Raw genomic sequence first — 15,251 nt, forward strand, 5'->3', positions numbered from 1 at the left:
CGTCACATCTGTCCGTTTCCGCCGTCGAACGCGCGGTCCCCGCCGACGGCCCGGAACCGGCCCCGGAGCCGGCCCGGGGCTCTCAGCCCGCGGCGAGCCGGACGGTCGCGACCTCGCGGGCCGGCTGCACCGGACGGGGGGCGGCGGGCAGCCTGCGGACGGCGGCGCGGGCCGTCGCGGAGGTGGCCGCCCGCGCGGCGGTCGGGCGACCCGGGAGGGCCCCGGACCCTGCCACGGCCGGACGGGTCACGACGGGCAGCGGCCCGGTGCCCGACACCCGCGGCGCCGGGACGGTCGCGGCGGCGACGTGCGCGGGCCGCACCGGCTCCTCGGGCAGGACCGGCGGCACCGGCGTCGCCGGGCCCACCGCCACGGCGGGCAGCGGCCGGGACGGAGCGGGCTCGTCGCGGAACGGCGTCGGGACCGGCGACGGCCGGGTGTGCCCGCTCCCCCGCTCCAGCCGCTCGCAGCGCTCCCGGCCCCGGCCCGCGACCCGTGCGGCCAGCCGCAGCGCGGTGCGCGGCGCCTCCAGGTAGCCGACCAGCGCCCGGTACACCCAGCCCGGCGCGGACAGCGTGCGGCCGCGGGCCAGGTCGTCGAGCGAACGGCGCACGACGTCGCGGGAGTCGAGCCACAGCGGGCCCTGCGGGTCGTCGTCGGTCCGGATCCGGCCCGCGGCGACTGCGGTCACGGTCACCCCGGTGCCGTGCAGCGACGCCGCGACGGTGTCGCTGAACGCCAGCACCCAGGACTTCGACGCGCCGTAGGCGTTGCCCCCCGAGGGCAGGTACCCAGCGACGCTCGCGATGTTGAGGACCCCTCCGTGGCCGCGGGCGGTCATCGCCGGGACCGCCGCGCGGGTGAGGCGCATCAGGGCCGTCACGTTGAGGTCGATCTCGCCGGTGAGCACCTCGACCGGCGCCTCGGCGAACACCGCGTCGGTCTCGACGCCCGCGTTGTTGACCAGCACGTCGATCGGCAGGTCCCGGTCGGTGATCCGGCGCTCGACGGCGGCCAGCCCCGCCGGGTCGGTGAGGTCGGCGGGCAGCGTCTCCACGATCGCGCCGGTGGCCCGGCCGACGGACTCGGCGACCTCGGCGAGGCGGGCGGCGTCGCGCGCCACGAGGACGACGGAGTACCCGCGCTCGGCGAGCTCGCGGGCGTAGACGGCGCCGAGCCCTCGGCTCGCTCCGGTCACCAGTGCAGTCGGCATGTCCGGGACGCTAGGACCCGGACGCTGTGGTGCCCCTGAGAAGGTCACGGCCCGCTGAGAGCCCGCTGAGACCCTTCCGGGACCACCGGGACCGGTGACCCCGGGCCCACCGCGTCGTTCCACATCGCAACGCCATCTGGACTAACGTGCGCCCCCATCCGCAGCAACCGCGGGTACCGGTCGAGACGAGGAGGTCCCTGTGGCAGGCAAGTTCGAGGTGTACGAGGACCGGGGCGGAAAGTTCCGGTTCCGGCTCAAGGCGAGCAACGGACAGGTCGTCGCGGTCGGCGAGGCCTACGAGACGAAGGCGGCGGCGCACAAGGGCTGCGAGGCGGTGCAGCGCGCCGCGGAGGGCGCCACCGTCGCCGAGGTCGACGCCTGACCGACCACCGACTCCCCGGAGACGAGCGCACCCCTCGTCGGACGCGCCGCGCCCGACGAGGGGTGCGGTCACGGCGTTGCCCGGCAGCGGCTCCGACGGGTTGTGGGGGCCGCGGCCCGGGGTTACGGTGATCGTCCGGCTCCGATACGTACCGTGCCCGAGGGAGCCGATCCGAGATCCGTTCAACACGCAGCGGACCCCGCACTGCCATCGGCGATTGCGAGGGACCATGCACAGTCCCACACTTCCCACCCGGCCCGCGGAGCGCACCCGCGACGGCCGCCACGGCTACGACGACCTCATCCCCGACCTGCACCAGCTGGCGGCCACCCCGGACGGTGCACCCGGCCGGGCGGCGTTGCGCGACCACGTCATCACCGAGTTCCGTCCCCTGGTGCGCAACCTGTCCCGGCGCTTCGCCGCTCCCGGCCGGGGCGCCGAGGACATCGAGCAGGCCGGCATGCTCGGCCTGGTCAAGGCGGTCGACCGGTACGACCCGGGGTCGGCGACCGGGGGCCCGCTGGGCTACCTGGTGCCGAGCATCCGCGGCGAGATGAAGCGTCACCTGCGCGACCACTCGTGGTCGGTGCGGGTGCCGCGCGACCTCAAGGAGCTGGCCGTCGCGGTCGGCCGGATCGCCGACGAGATGGGCCAGCGCCTCGGGCGCCCGCCGCGGCCGTCGGAGATCGCCGAGGAGGCCGGCGTGTCGGTCGACGAGGTCGTCGATGCGCTCGGCGCGCTGGAGTCGCACCACGCCAGGTCCCTCGACGCCCCCGTCGGCGACGGCAACGGCCCCGGTCAGACCCTGCCGCTCGTCGAGCGGTTGGGCGGAGAGGACCCGGCGCTGGACCTGGCGGCCCACGGCCCGGGCATGCGCGCGGCGCTGGCCGAGCTGCCCGAGCGCGAGCGCCGCATCCTGGTGCTGCGCTTCTACGGCGACCGGACCCAGTCCCAGATCGCCGCCGACCTGGGCATCTCCCAGATGCACGTGTCCCGGCTGCTGTCCCGCACGCTGTCGCGGCTGCGCGAGCGGCTCACCGGCGACTGACCCGTGCGGGCCTCCCCGGCGGCGGCCGCCCCGCGACCTCCCGGTGTCAGCCGGGCAGGGTCTCGCCACCGACCGGGGCGAGCACCTCCCCGGTGTAGTACGAGGACAGCCGCGGCGCGGCGAAAAACACGAAGGACGGGGCGATCTCGTCCGGGGACGCGGGCCGCCCCATCGGGGTCTGCTCCCCGAAGCCCTCGACCTTCTCCTCCGGCATGGTCGCCGGGATCAGCGGGGTCCACACCGGGCCGGGGGCGACGCAGTTGACCCGGATGCCGCGCGGGGTCAGCGACTGGGCGAGCGAGTACGTCAGGGACTGCACCGCGCCCTTGGTGGCGGAGTAGTCGATGAGGCTCTTGTTGCCGCGCAACCCGTTGATCGACCCGGTGTTGACGATCGCGCCGCCGTCGGGCAGGTGCGCGAGGGCCGCCTTGGTCACGCGGAAGTAGCTGTGGATGTTCACCTCGAAGGTGCGCAGCCAGGCGTCGTCGTCGATGTCGGTGAGATCGTCGACGGGTTCCTGGGTGGCGATGTTGTTGACCACGGTGTCCAGGCGGCCGAGCTCGTCGACGGTGCGGCGCACGACCTCGGCGCAGTGCCCGGCGTCGCCGAGGTCACCGGGCAGGGTCAGGCAGCGGCGGCCCTCGTCGCGAACGAGCCGCGCGGTGTGCTCGGCGTCGGCGTCCTCGTCGAGATAGGCCAGGGCGACGTCCGCGCCCTCCTTGGCGAAGGCGACGCAGACGGCGCGCCCGATGCCGGAGTCGCCGCCGGTGACCAGTGCGACGGTGCCGGCGAGCAGGTCACGGCCCCGGTAGCCGCGCATCTCGTCGCGGGGCTCGGGGGTCATCGCCGCGGTGTCACCGGGTGGGGTCTGTTGCTGAGCGGGCGGGCTGTCGGGCACGGGGGCTCCTCACGGTCGTCCCGCGTCGGTGCGACGGCGGGCGGGAGACCGACGGGCACGACCGAGGGGATCGACGGCCGCGCCCGACGACCGGTCCGCGGCTACCCGTGGTTCCGGCAGCGAAACGGTGCGCGTGTGCCGGACGGCGGGCGGGGTAGTCCGGTCCCCGTGCGGCCGGCACGGTCGCACGACGAGGAGAGGAGACCCCGATGGACGCGCAGCGGGCACGGTCCCTGCTGACCGAGGAGCTGGACCGGCTGGAGGGCGGTACGGCCGCGACCGAGCGGCCGGCCCCGGGCCAGGACCGCGTCGGCGACGGTCTCGACTTCGGCGACGAGGGCGCTCGGGCCTACGAGACGATGGCCCACGACCTGGACGAGAACACCCGCCGCGCCCGCACGCAGCGGGTGCGCGCGGCGTTGACCCGCCTCGACAAGGGCGAGTACGGCCGCTGCGACGTGTGCGGCGGACGGATCGACGACGAGCGGCTCGAGGTGCGCCCCGACACCGACCGCTGTCGCGAGCACCCCGAGGACGACGCGCAGATGCCCGGCCCGGTCGAGGGCTGACCCGGACCGACGCCGACGGGGCCGCCCTCTCACCTGGGAGGACGGCCCCGTCCGTCGTCCGTGGGGCGCTCAGGCGGTCGCACCCTCCGGGTGCACCGGGTGCCTGCCCTCGGCGAACTCCTCGACCAGCTTCGCGCAGAACGCGTCGAGGTCGTCGGGGTTGCGGCTGGTGACCAGCCCCTCGTCGGTCACGACCTGCTCGTCGACGACGGTCGCGCCGGCGTTGCGCAGGTCGGTCCGGATGCTCGGGAACGAGGTGAGGGTGCGGCCCTTCACGACGTCGGCCTCGACCAGCGTCCACGGCCCGTGGCAGATCGCGCCGACCGGCTTGCCCGCCGTGAAGAACGCCTTCACGAACGCCACCGCGGTGGCGTCGGCCCGGAGGTTGTCCGGGTTCACGGTGCCGCCGGGCAGCACCAGGGCGTCGTAGTCGTCGGCGGACACGTCCGCGACGGCACGGTCGACGTCGAGCTTCTCGTCCGGGTTGATGTCGGCCGACATCGACTGGATCGGGTCCGTGGACAGCGAGACCACCTCGACCCGCGCGCCGGCCTTGCGCAGCTCGTCGCGGGGCTGGACCAGCTCGACCTTCTCGACGCCGTCCGTGGCCAGGATCGCGACGGTCCGGCCCTGCAGTTCGTTCGCCACCGTGGGTTCCTCCTCGGTCTCGTGCTCGTGCGGTGTCCCGTCCCGCCTTCCCGCTGTGGGCGCGGTCAATCGCGCACGAGGGACCGGCACCTGTCGCCGTCCTCCCCGCCGGGCTACGCTGCCTGGGTAGCTCGGCGATACCCAGGGGGCGGGATGGACGCACGGACGGCGGCGGCGTCCCAGGTGTGCTCGGTGGCCCGCACCGCGGCGCTGCTGGCCGACCCCTGGACGGTGCTGCTGGTGCGCGACCTCGGCCGCGGGATCACCCGCTTCGACCAGCTGGCGCGCGGCCTGGGTGTCGCGCGCACCGTGCTGAGCCGGCGCCTGTCCGAGCTGGTCGACGACGGCGTCGTCGAACGGGTGGACTACCGCGAACCCGGGGCGCGGACCCGTGCCGAGTACCGCCTGACCCGGCGCGGCCGCGATCTGGGCGTCGTCCTGGCCGCACTCATGGACTTCGGTGACCGGCACCTCGCCGGCGACGCCGGACCTCCCGTGGTCCGCGTGCACACCGGCTGCGGCGCCCCGGTGCGCCTGGTGAGCGTGTGCGGTGCCGGACACCGTCTGGGCCGTACCGACGAGGTCCACCTCGAACCGGGGCCCGGAGCCCCCGACACCGACACCGACACCGACACCGACACCGACCAGGAGCCACGATGACCTCCGCAGCAGGGCCCGCCACCGGGCCGGCCGCCACGCGCCGCCGCGAGCACGAGTGGACCGACCCGATGGCGCTCGCCGCCGCCGCGTCCGGTCTGGACGGACTGGAGTACCTGCGCCGGATCGTCGACGGCCGTCTCCCCGGTGCGCCCGTCGCGAGTCTCGTCGGCTTCCGCGCCGTCTCCGCCGAGCACGGGCGCGTCGCGTTCGCCTTCGAACCCGGCGAGCACCAGTACAACCCGATCGGCTCGGTGCACGGCGGGGTGTACGCCACGCTGCTCGACTCCGCCTGCGGGTGCGCGGTGCACTCCACGCTCCCCGCCGGGACCGGCTACACCAGCCTGGACCTGTCGGTGCGCTTCCTGCGCCGGATCACCGTCGACACGGGCACCGTGACGTGCACCGGCCACGTCGTGCAGGCCGGGCGCCGCACCGCGCTGGCCCGGGCCGAGCTGACCGACGCCCGGGGCAGGCTGCTGGGCGAGGCCACGTCGAGCTGCCTGATCCTGCCCGGGGACTGAGCTGATCCCGCCCACGGGCCGAGCTGACCCTGCCCGGGGGCCGGGCTGATCGTGCCCGGGGGCGATCCCGGATCAGCGCGGGACGATCGGGCCCTGGGTCGGCGCGACGCCGGAGCGTTCGGCGCGCTGCGCGGCCTCCACGCAGGTCGCGGCGCGGACCGCGCCCGCGGCGTCCGGGCCGGTGGCGTAGAGCGCGGGCCCGGGGAGCTCGGGGGTGAGGGCGCGCGCGTCGTCGGTGACGGCGGCGAAGCCCTGGCGCCCCCACACCCACACGGCGCGGTCCCCGGCGCCGCGCACCGTGCCGGTGATCGGCGCCGAGACGAACGTGAGGTCCCCGTCGGTCGCGGTGAACCGGGCCGCGCCGGGCACCGCACCGGCCGGGAGCGCGCCGGAGAGGGCGTCGAGGAGGGTCCCCTGCGCGGGGGTGCACGAGCGCAGCGCGGCGGCCGGGTCGTCGACGGCGAGCCGGGCGAACTCGGTGGCCGGGTCGATCTCGCGGGACGCGCGCGCCTCCCCCGGTGCGACGAGCGCCCCGACACCGACGACGACGGCGGCCAGCACGCCGGCACCCACCAGCAGGACGCCCGCGCACCAGGCGACGGTCCGCAGGACCATCGGCCGCGATCCGCTCATGACCACAATCTATCCGCGCACCGGGACATCGGCCCCGCGAAACATGATCGGTTACCGAGCGGTGACACCGGCCGGGTCGTTCACCGCCCCGATCGGGTCGGCGCAGTTCCCTTCCCCATTCGCGCGGGGTAATGCGCGGAATGCGACCACCGAACCATTCTGTGACGATCGGTGCACGTTCTCCTACCGAGCGTGGTCGGCGTGGTCGTGGTCGGCGTGGTCGTGGTCGTGCCCGGCCGGGCGGGCGGCGAGGTCGGCGGCCCGGGTGAGGACCTCCGCCCCGTCGAGACGGCCCGCGGCGACGAGCGCGTCCTCGCAGGCGGCGAGCCAGCAGCCGTAGTAGGGGGCGGCGGGATCGGCGGCGATCCGCGCGACCAGCCGGTCGCGGAACCCGTCCCAGGTGAACACCCCCGCCTCGGCGAGCGCGACGGCCAGCCCGAACGCGCGTCCCTCCCAGGGCGCGGCGAACACCAGCTCGCCGTTGCTGCGAGGCGGGGCCGCGGGACCCGTGGTGTCGAGCACCGGCCCGCTCACGACGGCCCGGCCACGTCGGCGACCCCGACCATCGCGTCCCGCCCGACCAGCCCGGCGAGCTGCTCGACGGTGAACCCGTCGGTGCCGGCGGGTCGGCGCGGCAGCACCAGGTAGCGGACCTCGGCCGAGGAGTCCCACACCTCGATCCGGCGCTCCAGGGGCACGTCGAGCCCCATCTCGGCGAGCACGGTGCGCGGCTCGCGCACGACCCGGGCCCGGTAGGCGGGGTCCTTGTACCAGCTCGGGGGCAGGCCGAGGACCGGCCACGGATAGCAGGAGCACAGCGTGCAGACCACGACGTGGTGCACCTGGTCGGTCTGCTCCAGCACCACCATGTGCTCGCCCTGCGGCCCACTGAACCCGAGCGCGGCGATCGCCGCCGTGCCGTCGCGCAGCAGCCATTCCCGGTACTCCGGGTCGGTCCAGGCGCGGGCGACGACCGTCGCCCCGTTCAGGGGACCGACGTCGCGTTCGTAGGTGCGCACGAACCCGTCGACGACGGCCGGGTCCACCAGCCCCCGTTCGACCAGCAGCTCCTCCAGCGCCGCGGTGCGCAGCGCCGGACCGGGATCGTCGTCGGTCATCGTGGCTCCAGGTAGGACTCGAACAGGTCGGCGTGCACGATCACGTCCGGGTCCGCGCCGGGGCCCCACACGTCGGGGGCGGCGAAGGCCACGGTGTACACGTGCTCGGGGTGCTCCCCGGCGAACACCGCGTGGGTGTCGGGCAGCACGTGCGCGGGCCGGACCGCGGTCACGACACCGGGCGCTCCGCGCAGGTAGCGGGGCAGCTTGCACGGTCCCCGCCCGACCGGACCCGCCGACGGCGCGGGCGGCGCGACGTCCGGGAGCTCGCGGCGGGCGCGGACCGGGTCGCCGGGGGCGAAGCGCGGCGCGGCGTCGACGGTGCGCAGCGACCCTGGCGCGGTGGGTGCGTAGTCGGGCTTCGCCAGGGGCGGGTCGGCCGGCTCGGGCACGTCCTCGCCGCGGGTGCGACGGGCACGGGCCTCCACCGCGCCGGGCGCCAGCACGCCCGAGTCGACCAGCATCAGCTCGGCGGCGTGCAGCCAGCGGCCGTAGTAGCCGTCGTCGAGGTAGCGGGTGCGGTCCAACCGGGACAGCGCGTGCCGGAACGCGTCCAGGTTGCGTCCGGAGATCCGGCCCATGGTCAGCGCGGTCAGTGCGAACGCCCGCCCCTCCCAGGCCCGGGCGAACGGCGGCTCGGGCTCGACGTCGCCCGGGGCGACGACCCGGCCCCAGCCCGTCGTCCCGCCCAGGTCGGCCGGGTCGTCGGGGTCGACGGACCCGTCCACTCAGGACCCCAGGGCCAGGACGTTGCAGACGTCGCCGCGGCCGCCGGTCGAGGTCAGGCCGCGCTGGGAGCGGATCCGCTCGGCGAGGAACGCCGCGTCGGCGCCCACCCCGGAGAACCGCCCGGACCCCCAGGTCCACTGCCAGGGCAGACCGAGGAAGAACAGCCCCGGGACGCTCGTCACGCCGCGGCTGTGCACCGGCGAGCCGCGGCCGGTGAACACACCGAGGTCGACCCAGGAGAAGTCCTGCCGGAACCCGATGCACCAGACCACCGAGGTGATCCCGGTGTCGGCCAGCGCCAGCTCGGTGACCTCGCGCTCCGGGCGCCACACCGGGGTGTAGCGCTCCTCGACCGGGGCGTCGATGCCCTTGTCGGCGATCCAGCCGTCGATGGTGTCCTTGATGGACTCGCTGACCTCGTCGGCGTGGTCCAGCGAGGACTCCAGGTCGGGGGCGAAGGTGAGCCGCCCCGCGGCGTGGTCGGTGAGCGCGCCGTAGAGCCGCATGCCCTCGGTGGCGAAGCGGCGCAGGTCGATGTCGCGACCGCCGTCGCGGCCGGTCACGTAGTGGTTGGCCTGCGCGCGCACGGCCTCGCGACGCGGGTGCCGGGTGACCGGCATCCGGTAGTAGCCCATCTCGTCGAGCCAGTCGGTGACGTCGCGACCCCGGTAGAAGCGGGCCACCCGCGGTGCGTGCCCGACGACGAGGTGCACCGTCCGCCCCGCCAGGTGCAGGTCCTCGGCGATCTGGGCGCCGGACTGCCCGGACCCGACCACCAGCACCTCCCCCGGCGGCAGCTGCCCGGGATTGCGGTAGTCCTGGGACCCGATCTGCGTGATGTCGGCCGGCAGCGGCTCGGACAGCGGCGGGGTGAGCGGTGTGTGGTACCCGCCGGTGGCGACGACGACCTGGTCCGCGGTGCACGTCCCGGCGGAGGTCTCGACGACGAAGGTCCCCCGCTCGTCCTGGTGCACGCGTCTCACCTCGACGCCCTCGATCAGCGGCGGGTCGACGAACGCCCGGTAGGCCTCCAGGTAGTCGACGATCTCGCTGCGGACCATGAACCCGTGCGGGTCCGGCCCGGCGTAGGGGAAGTCCGGCAGGTCGCACTGCCAGTTCGGCGTGACCAGGCTGAACGTGTCCCAGCGGTGCCGCTTCCAGGACGAGGCGACGACGTCGCGTTCGAGCACGAGGTGGTCGATGCCGCGCACGTCCAGGCACCGGCTCATCGACAGACCCGCCTGCCCGCCGCCGACGACGACGACCGTCCGGTGCTCACCGTCCAGCTCGGCGGGCGGGGGACGCCGGTCCTCGCGTCGGATCATCGCGGTCATGGGGCCTCCTCGTGGGTGGTCGGGGAACGGACCCACGGTCGACCCGTCGCATTACCGAATCGTGTCGTTCGGACGACGGGAGTATTGCCCCGTGTTACGCAACACGACGGTCACACAGGGCTGATCCGGAATTGTTGTCGTAGTCCGCTCTCAACGTTCCGGCAACAGAACACTGGTGTCGTAGTGATCGCCGGAAACGGTGGGACCCGATTCCATCGCATTCTCCCTCTCCGGCGCTCCCACGCACACGTTTCCCGGCGTGGATCCGTCACACCACGAGGAGCATCCCCATGACCAGCGCCGAGCTGTCCGACGTCGAGAAAAAGAGCCTCGAGGAGATCCCGCACCCCTCGCTGCCCGAGGGTTCGAGCATCTACGGCGGGACGAAGGTCTTCCCCGACCTGCAGGCCGAGGACGGCGAGACCTAGAGGCTTATTCAGGCTCCGTCAGGTAAGTGTGTAGAAGATGAGTCCGATGACTGCCGAGATTGTCGTTTTAAATGTGGCGTAGGGCCGCCGGTAGTCTGTGTGGAGAACTTTCCACGTTTTGATATGGGCGATGACTCGTTCGATGGTGGCGCGTGTGTGGTTGAGGCTCTTGTTGAATGTTTTTTGCCAGTCGAGAAGTTCCCGGCCGGGTGGTTTTTTGAACGGGGTGAGCATGCCGCGCCCGATGTATCCTTTATCGCCGATCGGGGGGTATGTGGCGAGGTGGTCGAGGGCGCCGGATTGGTCGAGGCAATATAGGTCGTGTCGGGAGCCTGGGGTCGGGTCGGAGATCCACGACAGCTGCCCTTCCAGGGTGGCTGCGACCTGGACGACGACGCCGGTGGTGCGATGCTTGCCCGACCACAGACCCGGCACCGCGGCCCATGACCAGCAGGGCAGCAAGGTTCCATCGATGATGTACTGCCGATCGGCACAAAGCTCCTCTGCCGTCGGAACGACACTCCGCAGCGCCTGTGCCAGCAACGGTGTCACCCCCGTGATCGCTCGACTAACCGTCGACTGCGACACCCCATAGGTTTCCGCCAACTCCCACTGCACACGATTCCCGCGCAGATACGCCAACGTGATCACCACCGACCAGAACAACCCCAGAACCGGCGGCCAAGACAAACGTGCCTCCGTCGCGTCCCGCTGATCCTGCTCATACACTATAGCGACAAGATCCTGAATTTCATCACGCCGGAAACCAGTGGTATAGTACATACTGCGGCAGCCCGTTCATCTCGGATTGATTCGGCAAACCAATCTTCGCGATGGACGGGCTGTCGCCCAACCCGACACGCCGGGCTAGATCGTTATTTCACGGGGCCTGAATAAGCCTCCTACTTCACCCTGGTGCACGGCATCGCCCACGAGTCCTCGGTCAGCTTCGTGGCCGTGCTGCAGGCGACCCGTGCCCTGCGCAAGGGCTTCGAGTCGGCCATGTACTTCTACGGCCCCGGCTCGCTGAACTGCCTGGCCACCCGCGGCTTCCCGACCACCGGCACGTCCGCGTTCCCCGGCGAGCACAACATCAACGACCAGCTCAAGACGTTCATGAGCGAGGGCGGCAAGGTCTACTGCTGCCGCTTCGGGCTGTCGCTGCACGGTGCCCGCGAGGAGGACCTGATCGAGGGCGTCATCCCGACGCACCCGCTCGACGTCCAGGACGCCCTCATCTACTACGCCCGCAAGGGCGCGATCATCAACTCGACCTACCAGCTCTGAGGAGACGGCGGGACGCCGTCGCGTACCGGATCCCGCACCGAGATGCAGCACAGGGCGCCCCCGTCGCCCGCCACGCCCGCCGTGGGCTGCGTCTCGGTGCGGGCGGGCGCACCGGTCGCCCCACCGCACCCGGCCCGTCGCATCCGGCCCGTCGCACCCGGCCGTCGCATCCACGGAGGTCCGCCGCATGTCCGCACCGTCCCGTACCGAGCCCGGTCTGCGGGCCCGCGCCGAGCTCGCCGTCCGCGGCGTGGGGCTCGACCCCGACACCGACTCCGACACCGGCTCCGGCTCCGGCACCGACACCGGCGCTGACACCGGCACCCGGCCGGACCGACCCTCCGGCGTGACCGACCTCGGCTCGGTCATCCCGCTGCGCCGCCCCGGCGGGGCGGGACCGTCCGCGGACGGGCACGTGCTCGTCGACGGGCTGGCGACCACGGTCCCGATCGTCGCCGACTCCCCGTACCGGCTGCGGGACGGACGGCTGCTGCGCCGCGAGCCCGGCGGCGGCGTGACCGACATGGGCGTCGCCGTCGACACCGTCGCCCGGCCGGCGTTCTACGACCTCACCACCGCCGACGGCGTGTCCTACGAGAAGATCGCCCGCCTGCACGGCAACGACGTGCTCGCCTCGACGGTGGTACAGACCTGCGTGCGCTACGGCGAGGCCGACCGCTGCCGGTTCTGCGCGATCGAGCAGTCCCTGGCCTCCGGCGCGACGACGGCGGTGAAGACCCCCGACCAGCTCGCCGAGGTCGCCGAGGCCGCGGTCCGCCTGGACGGGGTGCGTCAGATGGTGCTGACCACCGGCACCTCGAACGGCCGCGACCGCGGCGCCCGACACCTGCTGCGCTGCGTGCGCGCGATCCGCGAGCGCGTCCCGGCGCTGCCGATCCAGGTCCAGTGCGAGCCGCCCGCCCCCGACGATCTCGGCGTGGTCGCCGAGCTGGCCGCCGCGGGCGCCGACGCGATCGGCATCCACGTCGAGTCCCTCGACGACGACGTCCGCCGCCGCTGGATGCCCGGCAAGGCCACGGTCCCGCTGTCCCAGTACTGGGCGGCCTGGGACGAGGCCGTGCGGGTGTTCGGCCCGAACTCCGTGTCGACCTACCTGATCGTCGGTCTCGGTGAGGACCCCGACGAGCTCGTCGCCGGCGCCGCGGAGCTGGTCGCGGCCGGGGTGTACCCGTTCGTCGTCCCCTACCGGCCGCTGCCCGGCACCCTCGCGTTCGCCGACGGGGTGCCCGCACCCGACCCGGACCTGCTCGCCGACGTCACCGAGCGGGTCGCCGCGGTGCTCCGCGCCGCCGGGATGCGCGGCGCCGACCAGGCCGCGGGCTGTGCGGCCTGCGGGGCGTGCAGCGCCCTGTCGGCGGCGGGGGGCTGAGCGTGAGCACCACCGACCCGCGCCCCCGCTTCGTGACCGGTGCGCCCCGGCACCTGACCCCGGCACCGCGCTGGATCGCCGACGAGCTGCTCGGCGGCCGCCCGACCCGCGCGGGCGGCCCGCCGGCGGTCACGATCCGTGAGGCCCGCGCCGACGATGCACGCGACCCCGGCGTCGCCGCGTACCGGGCGCTGCGCCGCGCGGTGTTCTGCGTCGAACAGGGCCTGTTCCCCGACCGGCCCACCGCCGACCTCGACGACCACGACGCCGACGGCCGCGTCGTCGTCCTGCTCGCCCACGACGCCGACGGGACCCTGCTCGGCGGGGTACGCCTCGGCCCGACCGGGGCGGCCCACCCCGACATCGGGTGGTGGACCGGCAGCAGGCTGGTGGTGGCCCCCGCCGCGCGCCGCCGCGCCGGTGTCCGCGTCGGCGCCGCGCTGGTCCGCGCCGCGTGCGCGCGCGCCGAGGCCGCGGGTGCCCTGCGCTTCGACGCCGACGTGCAGGCCGCGGGCGCGGTCCTGTTCGAGCGGCTCGGCTGGACCCGGGTGCGCGACAGCGTGGTCGCCGGGGCCCCGCACGTCACGATGCGGTGGCCGGTGACCCGCGTCCAGGATCTCGTCGTCGCGACCAAGGCCCCGCTGGGGGCGCTGCTCGGCGGGCTCGGCCCGGCCGGGTTCGTCGGCGACGACGGCGCCCCCGTCCCGGGCAGTGACCTGATCGCCTGCTGCGACGCGATCGTGCCCGCCATGGTCGAGCGCGACCCTGAGTGGGCGGGCTGGGCCGGGGTGCTGGTCAACGTCAACGACCTCGCGGCGATGGGCGCCGCCCCCGTCGGGCTGCTCGACGCCGTCGGCGCCCGGGACGCCTCCTTCGCCCACCGCGTGCTCAGCGGCGTGCGCGACGCGGCCGCCGCCTACGGCGTCCCGCTGCTCGGCGGGCACACCCAGCTCGACGTGCCCGCGTCGCTGTCGCTGACCGCGCTCGGGCGCACCGACCGGCCCGTCCCCGCCGGTGGCGGGCGTGCCGGGCACCGGGTGCGGCTCACCACCGACCTCGGCGGCGGCTGGCGACCCGGCTACGCCGGACGCCAGTGGGACTCGACGACCTCGCGCACCCGCGCCGAGCTCGCCGCGACCGTCGGCGCCATCGGCCCGGACGCACCGCACCGCCCGGCCGCCGCGAAGGACGTGTCGATGGCCGGGCTCGCCGGGACCCTCGGCATGCTCGCCGAGGCCTCCGGGGTCGGCGCCGTGCTCGACGTCGCCGCCGTCCCCCGCCCCGACGGTGCCACCGCGGGCGACTGGTTCACCTGCTTCCCCGGGTTCGGTCTGCTCACCGCGGACGACCCCGGCGCCCCCGCCCCCGACGCCGGGCCCGCGGTCTCCGCCGAGTGCGGCGAGCTCGTCCCCGGTGCCGGGGTCCGGCTGCGCTGGCCGGACGGCGAGGAGACCGAGGCCGTCGCCGCGGGCGTCACCGGCATGGGCCGTGCCGGCACCCCCGCCCCCCACCCTGAGGAGACCCGATGACGCCCACGACCTTCGGCGCCGCCGCGCAGGGCTTCGTCCGTGACCTCGACGAGGACTTCGACCGGATCGCCGCCACGATCGCCCGCGCCCGCGCGGCCGGGGTGCAGGTGCTCGCGCTGCCCGAGGCGGCGATGGGCGGTTACCTGTCGTCGCTGCACGACGTGCCCGGCACCCCGGCCGACCGGCCCCCGCAGCTGGACCCGGACGGACCGGAGATCCGGCGGCTGGCCGCGCTGGCCGGGGACATGGTCGTCGCGGCCGGGTACTGCGAGATCGGGGACGACGCGTCCGGCGGGCTGCCCTACAACTCCTGCGTCGCCGTCACCGGTGACGGGGTGCTCGGCCGGCACCGCAAGGTGCACCAGCCGATCAACGAGAACTCCAGCTACGCCGCCGGTGACCGGTTCGCCGCGTTCGACACGCCGTACGGCCGCACCGGCATGATGATCTGCTACGACAAGGCGTTCCCGGAGGCGGCCCGCGCGCTGGCCGACGACGGCGCCCGGACCGTGCTGTGCCTGTCGGCGTGGCCGGCGTCGCGGACGAACCGGGCCCCGGTGCTCGCCGACGATCGGTGGGCCCGCCGCTTCGACCTGCACGACCGCTCCCGGGCGTTGGAGAACCAGATCGTCTGGGTCTCGGCGAACCAGGCCGGTACCTTCGGCGACATGCAGCTGGTGGCGAGCGCGAAGATCGTCGACCCGGGAGGCGAGGTGCTGGCGACGACCGGCAGCGAGGCCGGTCTGGCCGTCGCGACCGTCGACGTCGACCAGTCCGTGGACGCCGCCCGCCGCGTGATGGGGCACCTGCGTGACCGCCGTCCGGCGGCCTACGGACCGGGTCCGGTCCGCGCGGGGGTGTGAG

19 protein-coding genes are annotated in these 15,251 nt (G+C 74.3%); 10 read left to right on the forward strand and 9 right to left on the reverse strand.

What is annotated here, in order from left to right; genetic code table 11:
- Positions 1-82: 82 nt before the first annotated feature.
- The gene (locus KPL59_RS02930) at positions 83-1,213 is read right to left on the reverse strand and encodes an SDR family oxidoreductase (protein WP_226352319.1); all 1,131 of its coding nucleotides are present in this window, start codon (positions 1,211-1,213) and stop codon (positions 83-85) included.
- Positions 1,214-1,412: 199 nt separating this feature from the next.
- Between KPL59_RS02930 and KPL59_RS02935 the strand changes: the two genes are divergently transcribed.
- Both KPL59_RS02935 and KPL59_RS02940 read left to right on the forward strand, forming a co-directional pair.
- The gene (locus tag KPL59_RS02935) at positions 1,413-1,595 is read left to right on the forward strand and encodes a DUF1508 domain-containing protein (protein WP_020622520.1); all 183 of its coding nucleotides are present in this window, start codon (positions 1,413-1,415) and stop codon (positions 1,593-1,595) included.
- Positions 1,596-1,824: 229 nt separating this feature from the next.
- Entirely contained in the window at positions 1,825-2,643 is an 819-nt protein-coding gene (locus KPL59_RS02940; RefSeq protein WP_226359850.1) for a sigma-70 family RNA polymerase sigma factor, read from the forward strand.
- A gap of 46 nt (positions 2,644-2,689) precedes the next feature.
- On the opposite strand, the gene KPL59_RS02945 is transcribed toward KPL59_RS02940, so the two are convergent.
- Positions 2,690-3,487 (reverse strand): SDR family oxidoreductase, encoded by a 798-nt coding sequence (locus KPL59_RS02945; RefSeq protein ID WP_226352341.1) that lies wholly within the window; start codon positions 3,485-3,487, stop codon positions 2,690-2,692.
- Positions 3,488-3,750: 263 nt separating this feature from the next.
- On the opposite strand from KPL59_RS02945, the gene KPL59_RS02950 reads away from it, so the two are divergent.
- A complete protein-coding gene (locus tag KPL59_RS02950) occupies positions 3,751-4,110 on the forward strand; it encodes a TraR/DksA C4-type zinc finger protein (RefSeq protein WP_226352321.1) in 360 nt (119 codons plus the stop codon).
- A gap of 69 nt (positions 4,111-4,179) precedes the next feature.
- On the opposite strand, the gene KPL59_RS02955 is transcribed toward KPL59_RS02950, so the two are convergent.
- Entirely contained in the window at positions 4,180-4,758 is a 579-nt protein-coding gene (locus KPL59_RS02955) for a type 1 glutamine amidotransferase domain-containing protein (RefSeq protein ID WP_020622524.1), read from the reverse strand.
- A 153-nt stretch (positions 4,759-4,911) separates the two neighbouring features.
- Here KPL59_RS02955 and KPL59_RS02960 point away from each other — a divergent pair, with 153 nt between their 5' ends.
- Positions 4,912-5,418 (forward strand): helix-turn-helix domain-containing protein, encoded by a 507-nt coding sequence (locus KPL59_RS02960; RefSeq protein WP_226359851.1) that lies wholly within the window; start codon positions 4,912-4,914, stop codon positions 5,416-5,418.
- Positions 5,415-5,939, forward strand: a complete 525-nt coding sequence (locus KPL59_RS02965) for a PaaI family thioesterase (RefSeq protein ID WP_075307454.1) — start codon at positions 5,415-5,417, stop codon at positions 5,937-5,939. Before KPL59_RS02960 ends, KPL59_RS02965 begins: the two co-directional genes overlap by 4 nt.
- A gap of 72 nt (positions 5,940-6,011) precedes the next feature.
- Here KPL59_RS02965 and KPL59_RS02970 read toward each other — a convergent pair whose 3' ends face one another.
- The 5 genes from KPL59_RS02970 to KPL59_RS02990 form a co-directional block, all read right to left on the reverse strand.
- Complete coding sequence (locus tag KPL59_RS02970) at positions 6,012-6,572, reverse strand: hypothetical protein (RefSeq protein WP_226359852.1); 561 nt, start codon at positions 6,570-6,572, stop codon at positions 6,012-6,014.
- A 183-nt stretch (positions 6,573-6,755) separates the two neighbouring features.
- A complete protein-coding gene (locus tag KPL59_RS02975; RefSeq protein ID WP_226359853.1) occupies positions 6,756-7,094 on the reverse strand; it encodes a nitrile hydratase accessory protein in 339 nt (112 codons plus the stop codon).
- A gap of 8 nt (positions 7,095-7,102) precedes the next feature.
- Positions 7,103-7,690 carry a nitrile hydratase subunit alpha gene (gene nthA / locus KPL59_RS02980; protein WP_226359854.1) on the reverse strand — a complete coding sequence of 196 codons (588 nt, stop codon included), beginning with the start codon at positions 7,688-7,690 and terminating at the stop codon, positions 7,103-7,105.
- Entirely contained in the window at positions 7,687-8,418 is a 732-nt protein-coding gene (locus KPL59_RS02985; protein WP_226352325.1) for an SH3-like domain-containing protein, read from the reverse strand. The genes nthA and KPL59_RS02985 overlap by 4 nt, the downstream gene beginning before the upstream one ends.
- Entirely contained in the window at positions 8,419-9,753 is a 1,335-nt protein-coding gene (locus KPL59_RS02990; protein WP_226359855.1) for an MSMEG_0569 family flavin-dependent oxidoreductase, read from the reverse strand. It lies immediately after the preceding gene.
- A 290-nt stretch (positions 9,754-10,043) separates the two neighbouring features.
- Between KPL59_RS02990 and KPL59_RS02995 the strand changes: the two genes are divergently transcribed.
- Positions 10,044-10,181 carry a hypothetical protein gene (locus KPL59_RS02995; RefSeq protein WP_226359856.1) on the forward strand — a complete coding sequence of 46 codons (138 nt, stop codon included), beginning with the start codon at positions 10,044-10,046 and terminating at the stop codon, positions 10,179-10,181.
- Positions 10,182-10,199: 18 nt separating this feature from the next.
- On the opposite strand, the gene KPL59_RS03000 is transcribed toward KPL59_RS02995, so the two are convergent.
- Positions 10,200-10,964, reverse strand: a complete 765-nt coding sequence (locus KPL59_RS03000) for a transposase (protein ID WP_226359735.1) — start codon at positions 10,962-10,964, stop codon at positions 10,200-10,202.
- 129 nt (positions 10,965-11,093) lie between these two features.
- On the opposite strand from KPL59_RS03000, the gene KPL59_RS03005 reads away from it, so the two are divergent.
- The 4 genes from KPL59_RS03005 to KPL59_RS03020 all read left to right on the forward strand — a co-directional run bounded on the left by KPL59_RS03005 (position 11,094) and on the right by KPL59_RS03020 (position 15,250).
- Positions 11,094-11,468, forward strand: a complete 375-nt coding sequence (locus tag KPL59_RS03005; RefSeq protein ID WP_255676293.1) for an MSMEG_0572/Sll0783 family nitrogen starvation response protein — start codon at positions 11,094-11,096, stop codon at positions 11,466-11,468.
- Between the two features lie 187 nt (positions 11,469-11,655).
- Complete coding sequence (locus tag KPL59_RS03010; RefSeq protein ID WP_226359858.1) at positions 11,656-12,858, forward strand: MSMEG_0568 family radical SAM protein; 1,203 nt, start codon at positions 11,656-11,658, stop codon at positions 12,856-12,858.
- A gap of 2 nt (positions 12,859-12,860) precedes the next feature.
- Positions 12,861-14,387, forward strand: a complete 1,527-nt coding sequence (locus tag KPL59_RS03015) for an MSMEG_0567/sll0787 family protein (protein ID WP_226359859.1) — start codon at positions 12,861-12,863, stop codon at positions 14,385-14,387.
- Positions 14,384-15,250 (forward strand): carbon-nitrogen hydrolase family protein, encoded by an 867-nt coding sequence (locus KPL59_RS03020; protein WP_020623658.1) that lies wholly within the window; start codon positions 14,384-14,386, stop codon positions 15,248-15,250. Before KPL59_RS03015 ends, KPL59_RS03020 begins: the two co-directional genes overlap by 4 nt.
- Position 15,251: the final 1 nt, after the last annotated feature.

This window comes from Pseudonocardia sp. ICBG1142, from assembly GCF_020496255.1.
GTDB lineage: Bacteria > Actinomycetota > Actinomycetes > Mycobacteriales > Pseudonocardiaceae > Pseudonocardia.

Excerpts from the sequence above, each read along its gene's own strand:
- KPL59_RS02930 (WP_226352319.1), bottom strand. The coding sequence starts at position 1,213 with ATGCCGACTGCACTGGTGACCGGAGCGAGCCGAGGGCTCGGCGCCGTC.
- KPL59_RS02940 (WP_226359850.1), top strand. The coding sequence starts at position 1,825 with ATGCACAGTCCCACACTTCCCACCCGGCCCGCGGAGCGCACCCGCGAC.
- KPL59_RS02945 (WP_226352341.1), bottom strand. The coding sequence starts at position 3,487 with ATGACCCCCGAGCCCCGCGACGAGATGCGCGGCTACCGGGGCCGTGAC.
- KPL59_RS02950 (WP_226352321.1), top strand. The coding sequence starts at position 3,751 with ATGGACGCGCAGCGGGCACGGTCCCTGCTGACCGAGGAGCTGGACCGG.
- KPL59_RS02960 (WP_226359851.1), top strand. The coding sequence starts at position 4,912 with ATGGACGCACGGACGGCGGCGGCGTCCCAGGTGTGCTCGGTGGCCCGC.
- KPL59_RS02965 (WP_075307454.1), top strand. The coding sequence starts at position 5,415 with ATGACCTCCGCAGCAGGGCCCGCCACCGGGCCGGCCGCCACGCGCCGC.
- KPL59_RS02970 (WP_226359852.1), bottom strand. The coding sequence starts at position 6,572 with ATGAGCGGATCGCGGCCGATGGTCCTGCGGACCGTCGCCTGGTGCGCG.
- nthA (WP_226359854.1), bottom strand. The coding sequence starts at position 7,690 with ATGACCGACGACGATCCCGGTCCGGCGCTGCGCACCGCGGCGCTGGAG.
- KPL59_RS02990 (WP_226359855.1), bottom strand. The coding sequence starts at position 9,753 with ATGACCGCGATGATCCGACGCGAGGACCGGCGTCCCCCGCCCGCCGAG.
- KPL59_RS02995 (WP_226359856.1), top strand. The coding sequence starts at position 10,044 with ATGACCAGCGCCGAGCTGTCCGACGTCGAGAAAAAGAGCCTCGAGGAG.
- KPL59_RS03000 (WP_226359735.1), bottom strand. The coding sequence starts at position 10,964 with ATGTACTATACCACTGGTTTCCGGCGTGATGAAATTCAGGATCTTGTC.
- KPL59_RS03010 (WP_226359858.1), top strand. The coding sequence starts at position 11,656 with ATGTCCGCACCGTCCCGTACCGAGCCCGGTCTGCGGGCCCGCGCCGAG.
- KPL59_RS03020 (WP_020623658.1), top strand. The coding sequence starts at position 14,384 with ATGACGCCCACGACCTTCGGCGCCGCCGCGCAGGGCTTCGTCCGTGAC.